9 protein-coding genes and 1 pseudogene are annotated in these 15,483 nt (G+C 60.2%); 4 read left to right on the top strand and 6 right to left on the bottom strand.

Features of this window, described 5'->3' with window-relative positions; translation table 11 throughout:
• Positions 1-482, bottom strand: a 482-nt coding sequence (locus tag QM649_RS12810) for a TolC family protein (RefSeq protein ID WP_415199438.1), incomplete at its 3' end; no start/stop codon positions are given.
• 432 nt (positions 483-914) lie between these two features.
• Here QM649_RS12810 and QM649_RS12805 point away from each other — a divergent pair.
• Together QM649_RS12805 and QM649_RS12800 are read left to right on the top strand one after the other, a co-directional pair.
• Positions 915-2,021, top strand: a complete 1,107-nt coding sequence (locus tag QM649_RS12805) for an efflux RND transporter periplasmic adaptor subunit (RefSeq protein WP_415199437.1) — start codon at positions 915-917, stop codon at positions 2,019-2,021.
• Entirely contained in the window at positions 2,018-5,188 is a 3,171-nt protein-coding gene (locus QM649_RS12800; protein ID WP_415199436.1) for an efflux RND transporter permease subunit, read from the top strand. The genes QM649_RS12805 and QM649_RS12800 overlap by 4 nt, the downstream gene beginning before the upstream one ends.
• 76 nt (positions 5,189-5,264) lie before the next feature.
• Here the strand turns inward: QM649_RS12800 and QM649_RS12795 are convergent, their stop codons facing one another.
• From QM649_RS12795 to QM649_RS12785, 3 genes are all read right to left on the bottom strand, one after another.
• Complete coding sequence (locus tag QM649_RS12795) at positions 5,265-5,819, bottom strand: DUF1569 domain-containing protein (RefSeq protein ID WP_415199435.1); 555 nt, start codon at positions 5,817-5,819, stop codon at positions 5,265-5,267.
• Between the two features lie 19 nt (positions 5,820-5,838).
• Positions 5,839-7,242, bottom strand: a complete 1,404-nt coding sequence (locus QM649_RS12790) for an aldehyde dehydrogenase family protein (RefSeq protein ID WP_415199434.1) — start codon at positions 7,240-7,242, stop codon at positions 5,839-5,841.
• Between the two features lie 237 nt (positions 7,243-7,479).
• Entirely contained in the window at positions 7,480-8,115 is a 636-nt protein-coding gene (locus QM649_RS12785) for a TetR/AcrR family transcriptional regulator (protein ID WP_415199433.1), read from the bottom strand.
• Between the two features lie 659 nt (positions 8,116-8,774).
• On the opposite strand from QM649_RS12785, the pseudogene QM649_RS12780 reads away from it, so the two are divergent.
• Positions 8,775-9,165: pseudogene (locus tag QM649_RS12780) on the top strand (transposase); the annotation flags it as partial.
• Here QM649_RS12780 and QM649_RS12775 read toward each other — a convergent pair.
• Both QM649_RS12775 and QM649_RS12770 read right to left on the bottom strand, forming a co-directional pair.
• On the bottom strand, positions 9,147-9,974 hold the full coding sequence (locus tag QM649_RS12775; RefSeq protein ID WP_415199432.1) for a TIGR03435 family protein: 828 nt from the start codon (positions 9,972-9,974) through the stop codon (positions 9,147-9,149). The pseudogene QM649_RS12780 and the gene QM649_RS12775 sit on opposite strands and share 19 nt — an antisense overlap.
• 166 nt (positions 9,975-10,140) lie before the next feature.
• Positions 10,141-10,359: a family 16 glycoside hydrolase gene (locus QM649_RS12770; RefSeq protein WP_415199431.1), complete on the bottom strand. Its 219-nt coding sequence runs from the start codon at positions 10,357-10,359 to the stop codon at positions 10,141-10,143.
• 957 nt (positions 10,360-11,316) lie between these two features.
• Here QM649_RS12770 and QM649_RS12765 point away from each other — a divergent pair.
• The gene (locus QM649_RS12765) at positions 11,317-14,928 is read left to right on the top strand and encodes a carboxypeptidase regulatory-like domain-containing protein (RefSeq protein WP_415199430.1); all 3,612 of its coding nucleotides are present in this window, start codon (positions 11,317-11,319) and stop codon (positions 14,926-14,928) included.
• Positions 14,929-15,483 lie beyond the last annotated feature (555 nt).

Below are 15,483 nucleotides of genomic sequence, written 5' to 3'. Positions count from 1 at the left end.
GCAGCCTGGGCCTCGGCGGCGGCCGCCTGCGCTCCCTTGCGGAGCCCGCCGAAGAGGTCGGCTTCCCAGCTGGCGGAGATGCCGATGTCGTAATAGTTCTGGTCGCGGTCGTAGCCGGGGACCAACCCATGCAGGCGGCCGACCTCGCTCTCGGTCGATTGCGAGAGCGAGGTGGTCGAGGCATAGGCTCCGGCCGAAGGCAGACGTTGCGCGCCCGCGCCCTTGGCGGCGGCCCGGGCCTGGTCGACGCGCGCCAGGGCAGCGGCAAGGTCTAGGTTCTGATCGAGCGCGCGCTGCACGATCTTCGTCAGCTCCGGATCCTGGAAGCCGGTCCACCACTGGTCGAGCGGAGGCGCGGGCAGCGTACCGGTGCGCGCATCGACAGCCGGCGCATTGTGGAAGGGCTGCAGCTGGACGGTGGGCGGATGGTACTTCGGCCCGACGGTGCAACCGGAGAGTAGCGCGGCGATCGTAAGGCTCATGGCCAGACGCAGAGGACGGACCGCGAGCGCGGCTCGGCGACTCCGCTCGCCGGTACGGGGCAATTGACTTTCGATAGGGGCGAGTGGATTGCGGTTCGTCATAGTGTGTGAAGATTATTTTGAATCGTTACACGTTGTCAATATCGAAACTCGGAATAACGTTCCTGCCGAACGCTCGCAACAGGCAGAAGCGAGAATCCGGGACTCTCTTCGCAGCGGTCTGGATACGGTGCAGTACCGTTTATTTGAGAGATTTTCCGCAAGCAGGGCGCGTTTAGCGCGGCTAACAGACGATGGCGCCGACCCGTGAAGGAGATGGCTTCAGGGGCGTGGCCGCAAAGAATCATTAAATTTAGATTGTGATTGTTTATGATTTTACATAATCGTCACTTGTGTATAGATTTTGGCTCAGAAATAGCAGGAGAGCCGATTATGAGGAAACAGCAGTTACGCTACGCAGCTCTGGCCGTGGTCCCGCTTGCAGTCAGCCTGTCCGGTTGCAGCCACGCGGTAGAGGCCGATCCCCGCACCCAACCCGAACTGGTGCGGATCACCAGCGTCCGCGATTCCTCTGAAGGCGTCCACACCTTTACGGGCGTGGTCTCGGCGCGCGTCGAGAGCGGCCTGGGCTTTCGTGTGCCGGGCAAGGTGACCAAACGTCTGGTCGATACCGGGCAGTTCGTGCACGCCGGTCAGGTGCTGATGACCATCGACCCGACTGACTACACACACGCGATCACGGCCAGGACGGAGACGGTGGCGGCGGCGAAGGCGAAGGCGGTGCAGGCAGCGGCCGACGAGGCGCGCTATCGCGGGCTGGTGAAGACCGGCGCGATCTCGGCCTCGACCTACGACCAGGTGAAGGCGGCTTCCGATGCCGCGCAGGCGGAGTTGCAGGCCGCCGAGGCGCAGCAGAAGGTGGCCCAGGACGAGGGAGACTATTCCACGCTGACCGCGGATTCGGACGGCATCGTGATGGAGACCTCGGCCGAGCCGGGCCAGGTGGTGGCCGCGGGGCAGACGGTGGTGAAGCTGGCGCATGCGGGTCCGCGCGAGGCCGCCGTAAACCTGCCGGAGACGGTGCGGCCGAAGCTGGGCTCGGTGGCCCAGGCAACGGTCTACGGCGAGAGCGATCCCGTGGTCGCGAAGCTGCGCCAGCTCTCCGATGTGGCCGATCCGCTGACGCGTACCTATGAGGCGCGTTACGTGCTCACGGGCAAGGATGCAAATGCGCCGCTGGGCGCGACGGTCACGATTCGTCTCGACGGCAACAACGCGAGCAGCAATACGGATGACTCCTATGCTGTGCCGATCGCCTCGATCATCGACCTTGGCAAGGGCCCCGGGGTGTGGGCGCTCGACGCGGCGAAGGACACGGTCTCCTTCCATCCGGTGCAGGTGCGCAGCATGACGGAAGAAGACGCGATCCTGACCGGCGGCGTCGAGCCGGGCGAGAAGATCGTGGCACTGGGCGTGCACCTGCTGCATGACGGAGATCGCGTGCGCGTGGAAGAGCAGCACGCGGAGGTGGCGCAATGACCCGGCACGATCACGAGCACAATGAGTTCCATGTCCACGACATCTCCGGCCCCGAGGTGCGGGAGAAGGCGACCGAGACCTTCCTGAATCTCTCAGCAATCGCGGTACGAGAGAAGGCGGTGACGCTCTTCCTACTGCTTGCGGTGCTTGGCGCGGGCGTCTTCGCCTTCTTCAAGCTTGGCCGTGCGGAAGACCCGACCTTCACGGTGAAGGTGTTCACGGTGGTAGCGGTGTGGCCGGGCGCGACCGCGCAGCAGATGCAGGACCTGGTGGCCGAGCCGCTCGAGAAGCGCATGCAGGAGCTGCGCGACTACGACCGCGAGGAGACGTTCACGCGGCCAGGCCTGGCGCTGATGAAGGTCTCGCTCAAAGACAGCATGAGCCCAAAGGACGTGCCCGAGGAGTTCTACCAGGCGCGCAAGAAACTGGGTGACGAGGCGCACAAGCTGCCGCAGGGAGCCTACGGGCCGTTCATCAACGACGAATACTCCGATGTGACCTTTGCGCTCTACTCCGTAGAGGCGCACGGGCTGCCGCTGCGCGTGCTCACGCGCGAGGCCGAGGCGCTGCGGCAGCGGCTGCTACACGTGCCGGGCGTGAAGAAGATCGACATCGTGGGCGAACAGCCGGAGCGCATCTACGTGGAGTTCTCGTATTCGCGGCTGGCGAATTTGGGCGTAAGTCCGCAGCAGATCTTCGATGCGCTGGTGCGCGAGAACGCGGTGACGCCTTCGGGCTCGATCGACACGCAGGATCAGCAGGTTTTCGTGCGCCTCGATGGCGCGCTCAACGATTTACAAAAGGTGCGGGACACGCCGATCGTGGCCGGTGGCCGCACGCTGCGGCTCTCCGACGTGGCGGACGTGAAGCGCGGGTACGAGGATCCGCAGACTTTTCTGATTCGCCACAATGGCGAGAACGCGCTGCTGCTGAGCATCGTGATGCGCGAGGGCTGGAACGGCCTCGACCTCGGCAAGGCGCTCGAGGCGGAGCAGAAGAAGATCTCCTCCGAGCTGCCCGCGGGCATCGTCTTCAGCAAGGTGACCGACCAGGCGGTGAACATCAAGGAAGCCTATGACGAGTTCATGCTGAAGTTCTGCGTGGCGCTCGGCGTGGTGATGATCGTGAGCCTCATCAGCCTGGGCTGGCGCGTGGGCATCGTGGTGGCGGCGGCGGTACCGCTGGTGCTGGCCGCGGTCTTCGTGGTGATGCTAGGCACCGGCCGCGTCTTCGACCGCATCACGCTGGGCGCGCTTATCCTTGCGCTCGGCCTGCTGGTGGACGACGCGATCATCGTGATCGAGAGCATGGTCGTAAAGATGGAAGAGGGCTGGGACCGCATCCAGGCGGCGGGTTATTCATGGGGCCACACCGCCGCGCCGCGACTGGCGGGCGCGCTGGTGACGGCCATCGGCCTGATGCCGGTGGGTTTCGCGAAATCGACGGCCGGCGAGTATGCCGGAAACATCTTCTGGGTGGTGGCCTTCGCGCTGCTGGTTTCCTGGGCGGTGGCGGCGACATTCACGCCGTATCTGGGCGTGCAGCTGCTGCCGAAGATCAAGCCGATCGCCGGCGGACATGAGGCCATTTATGCGACCGCGGGCTACCAACGGCTGCGGCGGCTGGTGCAGGGCGCTGTACGGTGGAAATACCTGGTGGCGGCAGCGGTTGCGGTCATCTTTCTTGCGGCATTTGTCGGCATGGGCTCAGTGCGGCAGCAGTTCTTCCCGGCTTCGGACCGTCCGGAGCTGCTGGTGGAGGTGACGCTACCCCAGGGCAGCAGCATCGAGACGACGAGCCAGGCGAGCGCGAAGGTAGAGGACTGGCTTCGCCATCAGCCGGAGGCAAAGATCGTGACGGCGTACGTGGGCGGAGGCGCGCCGCGCTTCTTCCTCTCCTATAACCCCGAGCTGCCCAACCCGAACTTCGCGAAGATCATCGTGCTGACGCCCAGTCAGGAGCAGCGTGATGCGCTCAAGCTGCGGCTGCGGCAGCAGGTAGCGGCGGGCATTGCGCCCGAGGCGCGCGTGCGCGTCACCCAGCTGGTCTTCGGCCCCTATACCCCGTGGCCGGTGGAGTTCCGCGTGATGGGGCCGGACCTGGAAAAGGTGCGCGTCATCGCCGACCAGGTGCGGCAGGTGATGGTCGCCAATCCGCATACGCGGCAGGCGAATGAGGACTGGGGCGAGAAGGCGCCGACGGTGCACTTCGTGCTCGACCAGGATCGCCTTCATCTCATCGGGCTATCGCCGTCGGAGGCGGGACTGCAGATCCAGTTCCTGCTGACGGGCGTGCCGGTGACGCAGGTGCGCGAGGATATCCGCACGGTCGACCTGGTGGCGCGCAGCGCGGGCTCCGATCGCCTCGATCCGGCGCGGCTCCAGGACATGACGTTAATCAGCCATGATGGCAAGCTGGTGCCGGTGAGCCAGATCGGACATGTGGAGGTGCGGCAGGAGGAGCCTATCCTCAAGCGCCGCGACCGCATGCCGACCATCACGGTGCAGTCGGACATCGAAGAAGGACTACAGCCGCCGCAGGTCTCGGCCGAAATCCTGAAGTCGATCCAGCCGATCGTCGCGGCACTGCCCTCGGGCTACAAGATCGAGGTAGGCGGCAACGTGGAGGAGGCGACCAAGGCGAACGTGGCCCTGCAGGTGGTCTTCCCCATGATGATCGTGCTGATGCTGACGGTGATCATGCTGCAGGTGCGCTCGTTCTCGGCGATGTTCATGGTGGTGCTGACCGCGCCACTGGGGCTCGCGGGCACGGTGCCGACGCTGCTGCTCTTCCACCAGCCCTTCGGCTTCAACGCCATCCTCGGGCTGATCGCGCTGGCCGGCATCATCATGCGCAACACGCTGATCCTGATCGGGCAGATCAAGACCAACCAGGAGGAGGGGCTGGACAGCTACCAGGCGGTGGTGGAGGCCACCGTGCAGCGAGCCCGCCCCGTGCTGCTGACGGCGCTGGCCGCGGTGCTGGCCTTCATCCCACTCACCTACTCGGTCTTCTGGGGTTCGATGGCCTACACGCTGATCGGCGGCACGCTCATCGGCACGGTGCTGACGCTGTTCTTTCTACCGGCGCTCTATGCCATCTGGTACAAGGTAAAGCCCACCGCACAGGCTCCGCGCGAAGAACAGGCAATACTGGTGGAAGCGTAGTCGTGCCGCTTCAAAAAACATGTGGCGGCCCGGATAGCATCCGGACCGCCATTTTTTGTTGAACAGATGAAGCAATTCAAGCGCCGAACTGGCGCAGATGGTAGTCGATATGAATCTGGAGGAGCTTGCCCCATTCGCGCAGTGACATACGGCCAAAGGTGCAGTGCGGTCCCCATGCGTCAGCCGAGCGCTTGTTCCATGCGGCTTCGAGGATGGCGATAAGCTTCGCCTGCTCCTCGAAGAAATCGAAATGCTGGTCGTGCGGAATCTTGAAGCCGGTGGGCAGGCGCAGCCCCTGTGGCTGCTCCGGAAACCAGTCCACGAGGATCCAGCGAAAGACGGTACGCGAGGCAAGATAACTCTCATCGGGAAGCGCGTAAAAGCCGTGCGCATGCCCGCAGGCCAGGTTCAGATGATGTAGCCCCTGGTCGACCGACATGGTGCCCCAGACTGTCTTCGAGTCAGGCGTGAGCGAGGCGATGCGGGCGCGATACTCGGCCAGCTTGGATTTCGTGAAGAAGACGATGCCATCGACCTGAGGCACGCGGAAGGCGCGGGGGATGTAGCGGATCATGGCCAAGCCGGTGCGCCAAAAATCGGGCGTCAAAGAAGCCTTCAGTAAGTTTGTCATCGCTGCTCCATAACAGCCTTTAGTAATCGAACCACATGGTGAGTTCGTTGTTCTTGGCGGCCGTATACGGAGGCAGCAGGTGCTCGATGGCCACGCCGGGCGGCGAAACCAGCATCGACTTGGGGTGGGTGAGCGCGTCGAATCCGTGCTTGCCGTAGTACTGCCCCATGCCCGATGCGCCGATGCCGCCGAAGGGCATCGACTCGATGAAGAGGTGAATGTTGACCTGGTTAACCGGGCCTCCGCCGAAGGAGAGCTCGCTCCAGAAGCGGTCGATGGCTCGCTGATTCCGGGTGAAGATGTACGCCGCGAGCGGCGAAGGCTTGGCCGAGATTCTCTCGAGCACCTCGTCGAAGGTCTTATAGATGAGAATCGGCAGCACGGGCCCGAAGACTTCTTCCTGCATGATCGGGTCGCTCCACTGCGCGGGATACAGGATGGTCGGCGCGAAGTAGCGCTCGACCGGGTCGATCTCGCCTCCGATCACGACGCGCTCCATGTCGAGCAGCGCGGCCAGGCGGTGAACTTCGCCCGCGCTGATGAGCCGAGAGTAATCCGGATTGGCCTTGGGGTCCTCGCCGTAAAGATCGACCAGCGCAGCCACTGACTTCGCGACGAACTCCTCGGCCACCGACTCATGCACGCAGACATATCCGGGCGAGCTGCACCACTGGCCGCCCCAGGACATCGCGCCCCATACGATCTTTCGAGCGGCATCGGCGATGTCGGCGGTTTCATCCACGACAACAGGGTTCTGGCCGCCGAGCTGCAGGATGACTGGGGTCAGGTGCTCGGCCGCGGCGCGCGCGACGACCTTACCTACCGCCGTGCTACCGGTGAAGAAGATGAAGTGGAAGGGTAGCCTGAGCAACTCCAGAGTCTCTTCGCGACCGCCGACGATGGCCGCGACCGAGCAGGGCTCGAAGTACTGGTCGACCAATCTGGCCATGAGCGCAGAAGTCGCGGGCAGCGCCGGGCTCAGCTTGAGAATGCAGCTATTGCCCGCGGCCAGCGCAGCGATGGCAGGCCGTAGCACCAGCAGCAGCGGCCCGTTGAAGGGCCCGATGATGAGCGCCACGCCATGCGGCTCGCGATGGATGTAAGCCTTGTGGCCGGTGACGGCCAGCGCCTTTGGAACCGGCGCCTCGACCGGCGTCATCCAGTCCTTGAGCTGGCTCTGCTGATACATGATCTCACCCAGGCAGGCATAGGTCTCGAAGAGATACTCCTGGCTCGCGGTCTTGAAATCGGTGCGGATGGCGACATGCAGCGTCTCCTCGTTTTCAGACAGCAGCCGCGCCATGCGATCGAGCTGGTCCATGCGCCATTCATAGGCGCGCGTGGCTCCGGAGCGGAAGTGACGCCGCTGTCGTTCGAAGAGATCTTGGAACGGGTCCCGGACCAGTTCCTGCAACAGATGCATGCGTCCTCCGCGCATTGGCCGGGACAGATGCCAGGCCGGGTTGAATCATCGCTACGCCCAGTCTCGAAGCTGCGTTCGCGAGGATCTTGTCTGATCTGTGCAGATTTTGGTTTTCGGGAAGTGATTGGAGTATGGTCATACGCTCATACAGCACCGAGAGAGCGCGAGTGCTCGCGCTCAGGGCGTACCTCGGGTGCTGAGCCAACCGGCAGGTCCGTATGTGGTTCCGAATTCAGGTCAGGGCGCGAGGGAGCGCAGGACAAGGTTCGCTACCGCGATTGCGTCTTCTTCCAGGTGATCGAGATTCTGCTCGAGCAGGATGGGATGGAAGAAGGACTGCATGGTGTGATGGATGGCGCGGCAGGCCTCCTCGAGCGAGGTCTTGCGCTCGAATTCGCCGTTCTCGCGACCGCGCAGCAGCACCTTGCGAATGATGGCGATGAGCGCCTGGTTGTACGCTTCGAGGTTGTTCCACCGCTCCTCGAAGGACGCGGTGATGATGTCGTGCATCTTGCGGTCTTCGAAGAAGAGCTGCGCGCCTTTGAGCGCCAGTGTCTTGTAGATCTTGCGCATGCACTCGACCGGCGATGCCGTCTCTTCGAGGATCTTTTCAAGCGCGGCGGTGCGCTCGCCCAGGCACTGCGCGCAAACGGCCTCGCCAATGGCCTGCTTGGAGACGAAGAAGCGATAGATGTATGCGGGCGAGAGGCCGATAGCCTTGGCTAGATCGGCAACGGCGGTCTTTCTGTAGCCGTAGTGACGGAAGTGTTCGCTTGCAGCCTGCAGGATCTGGTCCCGCCTCTGATGCTCCGCCGGACCGCGCTGACCGGGGAGTACAGGCGTGTGCTCGAGTTCAGTATCTGTCGCCGCCATGATCTCATCATATCCGGGTTGTGCGGATTTTGCTACAGATGACATTTTTCGACATTCGTCACCGCGTGGCAGATCGTGACATGAGACCCGTGACATTTCTCTTTCGCTTCCGCTGCTATTGCTCAAGATAGATCTGTGTGTGCGATCTTCCAATCGCAATGAGACTAACGGCCTCTCATATTTGAGGCTAACCCGAGCATTGTGTCGTTGCTGTAGCGCATGATGTTTATGCGGTCGCGCGTACGCTACTTTTGTTCGTTCTTCATCGGCTCCAGCTCTTAAGCATTCTCTGGCGTTCAGGGATCTCCAAACTTCCGCGCAAACTACGATCCCATGTGCCAGATTCGTAGATGAGCAGAACGCCACGAACGCTAGCATTCATACTCTCGCCTATTGCCCTCCACATTGCGTCAGAGCGACAGCGTTCTGAAGGTGAGAATATTTCGCGGCTCAATTTCCTGAACCGTAGTTTCTCCTATCTGCGCTTCAAATCTGACCTAGCCGCCATGACCGCAGGCCCTGGAGCAGGCGTAGCTTGCTGGAATGCATCGTACGGCTCTCGGTCCCCTACATGCTGACGGCTTGATGCGCTCTAACTGGTCTCCCCAGCCTGATTTTTGCCAGTCGTAATGATAGAGACTGGACATGAGGAGGGTTGTATGACGCGAGGCAAGAATCACACAGCTGAGCAGGTAGTGAATTCTTGCGGGAGATCCAGATATCTGTAGCGAACGGCAAGACGACGGTTCAAGCCTGCAAAGAGTTGTCCATCACGGAACAGACACACTAACGAGTATGGTGGTTTGCAGGTGGACCAGGCGAAGCGGCTAAAGGAGCTGGAGCAGCAGAACGCGAAGCTGAGGCGTCTGATGGCGAACCTGAGCCTGGATAACCTTGTGTTGAACGACTTCACCTCGGGAAACTTCTAAGCACAGAGCGCCAGCGTAAAGCTGTAGATCATGCTGAACAGAAGCATGGCCTGACGGAGCGCCATGTGTGACGGTTGCCGCACAGCCACGCGGCACGCAGCGCTACCGTCCGATGCAAAGGGCATCCATGCTCGGCTTGTCCGCCGACACAATGACGTAAGTTTTCATGGGCACCGTGCGTGGCTCGAACTTGACCCCCAGCGCTTCCTCGATGGTGTGCATGGGGAACTCGTCCTTTTCTTCAGGAAAGGGAATCGAAAAGTCGTAATAGCTGTTCAATCCGGTCTCATCGAGGACTATACGGTCTGCATGAGCATTGGCAGCAATCTGCCCGATTGCGCCGCTGATCTTCACCGCGTGCGCGGTACACTTGTTTCTCGTACACATCATCATGCCCGGATATATGTCGCCGGGGTGCGCGTCCATCCAGTGTTTTTCAGCCTCGTCCGTATCGCCTTTTACCGGCTCCGGCGCTGGAACTTCCTCCACATGCGCTCCGCCCCTGGCTTGCACCAGTGCATACACCGGGGTCATCTGATCCTCGGTTCTGAGCTTGAGGTGAAATCGCTCGTCAAGCAACTGTCGCAGCATGGGCCGGATGACGTCCATACGCTCCTCATAGGAGAGCTTGTCCCAGTCCTTCAAGTCGGCATTGTCAACCTTTGCGTCGATATCGAATTCTGCCGAGTTCACCCAGTCCGGCGCCCTGCGATCCTTTGCCACCTTGTTCTGCTCAGGAGGAGCCATGTAGGCCAGGTAGACAAGCCCGTTCAAAGACTCTTCCGAAGTCTGGAACCGGCCCGAGTTATCCAACTTCATCCCCATCCAATTGCGGCTGTCACCACGGTTCGATGGTCGGATCGTGGCGACTTCAAATGCCGGACTGGTCGTGGGAGAGCTAGTCGTGCCGCCCGCATTGTTTTGAGCCATCAGTGTGGCTCCTGCGAGCAACACGAACATGCCTGCCCATAGCGACGTCTTTCGAATCTGACAAGGCACTCGCATATCCAGTCTCCGCTCTTTCCTGGATGAGACGTGCCGATGCAGATACAGGTGAGCTATGCACCGGAAATCTGCACCCAGCGAGATGCGCCTCTTATTTCAGCGGCGCCAAGGTCATGTTGCGGAAGTAGAGCTCTGTACCTTCGGCCTGAAAGAGGATCCTGCCGTTCGCCGGTGGGGCGTCCGTGCCCTCGTTCGCCAGTTTACCGTTCACGTACTGCCACACTTGTCCGTCGCGATTCGCCAGCTCCACGACGTTCCACTCGCCGTGCGGCTTTTCCAGTTCATTCGCCGGATCCCGATATCCAGTCACATTCTTGTACGGGCCTTTACCTTGTTCTCGCCCTGGATGTTGTAGAGGATGCCTCTGTCGCGCGCCTGCCCATGTCGCTCGCCGAAGGTGCCCTTACCCCACTTGAACTCCGCGCGCAGATGGTAGTTGGAGTAAGACTGCTTCGTGATGAAGTACCCCTCTCCGTACCCGAGACATGCACTGCCCCATGCTCAACGGTAAAGACATGGTTCGGATCGGGTTGAGGCCGTCGTTCTTAAGGAACGTATCGAAGCCGTTGAGATCCTTGCCGTCGAAAAGCTTTACGGAATGTCCATGCTACGGAATACAGGCCGCCTGCGCCGCCGCGGTGCACATACTCCCTGCAAATAAGCTCGTACATGCCAACGCTCGCATTCGCCTGCTCTCCTTGCCTCTGGTTTAGGCCAGCGGGGGAGAGTGTGTCGGGGGCAAACCTTTGCGCTCTCCGGGTCTAGAGGTCTACCGCTCTTGATCTGCGAAAGTTGTCCGGTATTGGCCGGTTACGATATTTTCGCGACGAATCCTTAACTCCCTGTCTCATCAGGATCGCTTCAGGGATCTACGATATTCCGGTTTGTTCGTCTAGCATTCGCTCCTTAAGCATCGAGCAGCGATTTGGACGCCTCCGATCTAGACGGCCAGCTCTTAATGCGACATTCGTCGATCTTATGTTGCTCCAGTGGCCTTCCAGCAGCTATCCACTTAGCATTGCTCGACGGATTCAGAAGTTGGTATGGAATATACCAAATATGAAATCGTCGAGGAGAGGCTTCGATAAATACCCGTCAGATGAGAGGCCAACTGTATATATATGGCAGGTAATGATTTGTGTGAAGGTTATCGCTTATCTAGGGCGAGATACTGAAGGGAACTTATTTTTGGCTACTAACGTGCTATTCGCTGGGCAACCCACATACTCCTCGTTCCTGTCTCGCCTTACGAGGAAAGGATGCCTTGATGAGCCGACGCAACCACGATTTGAGGGCTGCTGCACTGGCCCTATCTTTGTTCGCGGGAGTTTTCACCGTTCTGTCGCCACAGTCCTTGTGGTCGCAGACCGACACAGGTCAGATTGCAGGTAAAGTTACGGATCCCACCGGAGCCTTGATCCCCGGCGGAACCGTAGTCATCAAGAACCTAAGCACCAATGCCGAGCGAACTTTACCTATCTCTCCTACAGGCACTTACATCAGCCCGGGGCTTTTGCCTGGCACCTATCAGATTACGATTACGGCCACGGGTTTCCAGCCCTTCACGGGGAAAGTCGAATTGACCGTCGGTGGACATGCGACCTTGGATGCAGGCCTCTCGGTAACACAGGCCACTTCAGAGGTACGGGTGATTGGTGCGGGCGGCGTCGAGTTGAATAGTCAGACCCAGGAGCTGTCTCAGGTTGTGGATTCTCAGCAGCTTACAAATCTCCCTAGCCTGACGCGCAACCCTTACGACTTCGTCGTTTTGTCCGGCAACGTCAGCGCCGGGGACAACACGACCAACAGTTCGAACAGCGGCCAGAACCTGACCAACCGCGGAGTTGGCGTCGCCATTAACGGGCAGCGTGAGTCCGGAACCGAGATCCTGCTCGACGGCGTGGAGAATGTCAGCATCTTCGGCCTGGCCGTCGGCGAAGACATTCCCATCGATGCTGTCCAGGAATACAGCGTCATCACCAATAACTTTTCGCCGGAATACGGCCGTGCCTCTGGCGGTGTCGTAAACGTGACTACGAAGTCTGGCTCCAACAATTTTCACGGTTCCGCATGGGGATACAACCGTCTTTCGGCCTACACAGCAAATACCTATGCCAATGACGCGGCGAATGCCGCTGCGGGTTCCATTGTCGACCCCAAGGGAAGCTATACCCGCAACCAGTTTGGCTTCCAGGTAGGTGGTCCGATCTTCAAGAACAAGTTGTTCTTTATGGGCAGCAGCGAATGGACACGCGTGCGCAGTTCGGCGACCGAGGCGGAGGAGGTGCTCGACCCAGCCTTCATCGCTCTCTTGCCGAGCAATGCCCAGGCGTACTTCACAACCTACGGCACGGGTGCTGTCGCCTCTTCAGGAGTTGCCGCGACCGCGGGCCAGCTTCAGGCCGCTGGTGTTTCTTCAAGCCTGCTGGTGAACGGAACAACACTCATTCCCGCTGCAACGCCCGTGTTCGATAAAGTCAGCTTTCAGGCCCCCTTCGATGCTGGCGGCGGTGTGCCGGAGAACGCTTATGACCTGGTCATCCGTGGCGATTACCAGCCTACAGACAAAACGCAGATGTTCTTCCGTGCCGGGCGTGAGAATATCAACCAATTTACAGGTTCGGCCTTCTACAGCGCGTATCCGCAGTACGACGCCGGCACAACGTATTTAAATCAGAGCTATCTCTATTCGCTCAGCCACTCCTTTAATGCGTTCCTGTTGAATAACGTAAAGGCCAGCTTCACGCGATATAACGAAAACACGTCCTTTGATACGTCGCTGACCGACACTCCCAGCCTGTTCTTTTCGCCTCCGACCGATCCCGTCACCAGCGGGGACATTCAGTTTCCAGGGCTCGAGAACTCGGGAGATGCGGGGGAAGGCGGACTGCCCTACGGTGGTCCTCAGAACACTATTCAACTCGAGGACGATCTGGCTCTTATCAAAGGAGCGCACAGCTTCAAGTTCGGTGGCCAGTTTACCTATATCCAGCTGAACCAGTCCTATGGCGCCTACGCCCAGGCCAACGAAGTACTGGGCACCACCTTTGCCGACAGCTTTAACGACCTGCTCAACACGGCGGGCGCGGCCGGCGGCAGCACGCTTACAACCTTCGCCGCTCGCGTCGATCCGCAAGGAAAGCTTCCATGCGAAACGGATGTGTACGGCAGCCTCATCGAGACCTCAGCCTGCGCCGTTACACCACCTCTGTCTTCGGCGGCCTACGCTCGCAGCTATCGCTACGATGACTGGGCGCTGTATGCCCAGGACAGCTGGAAGGCGACCCCACGCCTTACCTTGAACTATGGCGTGCGCTATGAACACTACGGTGTTCAGCACAACAACCACCCCGATCTGGATTCCAACTTCTATGAAGGCGCGGGATCGACCCTTGAGGAACAGGTGGCCTCGGGGCAGGTGGATATAGCGAATCAAAGCCCCATTGGCAGCTTTTGGGCCCCGAGCTGGGGGTCGGTGGGGCCGCGTGTGGGCTTTGCCTACGATATCCATGGCGACGGCCGGACGGTGGTCCGCGGCGGCTTCGGTATAAGCTACGAGCGCAACTTCGGCAATGTGACCTACAACGCCAGCTTCAACCCACCCGCCAGCGCGGTGTTGCAGGATCAGTGCACGGCACAGAGCGCTTCCTGCTCTTACAACATCACCAACAACAATCTGGGACCACTGGGAACAGCTGGGCCAACCAGCTATCTGCCGCCGGCAGAGCTGCGGGCCATCAACCCCAATATCCATGTGGCCGCTACGCAATTCTATAGCCTGGCTGTGGGGCAGCAGCTAGGACCGCACAGCATCGTGGAGTTGAGCTACAGTGGCGCGCATGGAGTCCATCTTTACGACATCCAGAATGTCAACGGCATCGGAGCCGCGCAGGCCTACCTGGGTGCGGCACTCGTTACGGAGCCTTCTGCCAGCGGGGAAACCTGCCCGTACGAGAATTTGGCAACCGGTGCGGCAGAATGCCTTACGCGGCCGAACAGCCAATATGCAGCGATTAACAGCCGCGGTAGCGGTGGATCAAGCTCCTATGATGCGCTGAACCTCAAGTTTCAGACCCAGAACATCCTGAACTCCGGTGTGACCATCGTCGCGAACTATACGATGTCGCATTCGCTCGATGACATCAGCTCTACGTTTGGTGACAGCCTGCAAGGCGGTTCGGGAGATATCGGTACGCTGGGCTATACGAGCCTGACCAATCCGATGCTCGACTGGGGATCCTCCGACTTTGATATCCGCCATCGTTTCGTTCTCTCGCCCATCTGGTCTACTCCTTGGTACAAAACCCAGCAAGGCGTGCTTGGGCGGATTCTCGGCGGCTACACGTTTACTACGATCTATACGGCGCGCACGGGCATTCCGTTTTCGATCTACGATTACTCGACGGATGAGTTCGACTACACCGTTCCTCGCCTCATTCCCGCGACACCGATTGTCCACTCGTCGGTGGCCAAGTCTCCCACCGCGGCAGGAGCGAATGTTTTCAATGCGCTCTCCATCCCTCTCCCGGAAAACTTCGACCCTCTGAATTCCACCCTGGGGATTTCGGATTACGGTCCATTCCCGAGCAACATGACGCGCCGCAACTCTTTCCGAGGTCCCGGTGCCTGGAATGACGACGCATCCATAAGTAAGTCGGTTCGGATCACCGAGGGCGTCCGTGGGGAATTTCGCGCCGAAGCTTTCGACCTATTCAACCATCACAACTACTACGTAAACACCACGAACCTCTACTATGACGGCCCGCAGGCAACGCCTCTCCAGGTAACGGAGCTCAAGGGTGGTCTGGGAAGTCTGGCGACTGGCGGTAATCACGACGAGCGCCGCTTCGGACAGTTCTCTCTGGCCGTAAAGTTTTAGAACTCACCACGAGTAGAGAGAGGAACCGCGAGAAGTTGTCCGGCTTCTCGCGGTGATAATGCCATGGGCCGCCTGCACAGGCGGCCCATGATCCTTTATTGCACCGTGACATCGACAGTGGCAGTCTGCCTTGGCGCAGGATTGTCCACAGCGGACGCGGTGACGGTAGCCTATTAGATGAAAGCAGCGAGGCCTGCCATGCCGGCCGCACGTCCCCAGGGATTCGCGGGTACGTTTGCGGGGAGTGCCGGTCTTAGTGCTGCCCAGGATCAGGGTTGCCGTAGTCGTTCTGTAATCCGTGAGATTAGTGGTGCCCGCAGGTTCTGCCGGCTGGTGCTCCCAAGTAGGCTAACGTGATGTGGCCGCCGAAGGTGGCGTTGGCCGGGAGCATGAGGACGACCGTGCTGCTCGCATCGAGCCGTCAAGCGCAAGAACTTGTACTCCGGAGCAAGTGGAAGCTGATCGAAGAATAGCTCCGCAACCTGAACGACGAGTTGAAACGCATCCGTGCAGCCGATGCCCGTTGCACTCGCATCCGGCAGCTCTCTGGAATCG

It is taken from the genome of Silvibacterium sp. (assembly GCF_047605705.1).
Taxonomy (GTDB): Bacteria; Acidobacteriota; Terriglobia; order Terriglobales; family Acidobacteriaceae; genus Silvibacterium.
Note: the sequence above shows the minus strand (reverse complement) of the source record. Positions and strands in the feature narration are given on the sequence as shown.

Excerpts from the sequence above, each read along its gene's own strand:
- QM649_RS12800 (WP_415199436.1), top strand. The coding sequence starts at position 2,018 with ATGACCCGGCACGATCACGAGCACAATGAGTTCCATGTCCACGACATC.
- QM649_RS12805 (WP_415199437.1), top strand. The coding sequence starts at position 915 with ATGAGGAAACAGCAGTTACGCTACGCAGCTCTGGCCGTGGTCCCGCTT.
- QM649_RS12785 (WP_415199433.1), bottom strand. The coding sequence starts at position 8,115 with ATGGCGGCGACAGATACTGAACTCGAGCACACGCCTGTACTCCCCGGT.
- QM649_RS12775 (WP_415199432.1), bottom strand. The coding sequence starts at position 9,974 with ATGGCTCAAAACAATGCGGGCGGCACGACTAGCTCTCCCACGACCAGT.
- QM649_RS12790 (WP_415199434.1), bottom strand. The coding sequence starts at position 7,242 with ATGCATCTGTTGCAGGAACTGGTCCGGGACCCGTTCCAAGATCTCTTC.
- QM649_RS12765 (WP_415199430.1), top strand. The coding sequence starts at position 11,317 with ATGAGCCGACGCAACCACGATTTGAGGGCTGCTGCACTGGCCCTATCT.
- QM649_RS12795 (WP_415199435.1), bottom strand. The coding sequence starts at position 5,819 with ATGACAAACTTACTGAAGGCTTCTTTGACGCCCGATTTTTGGCGCACC.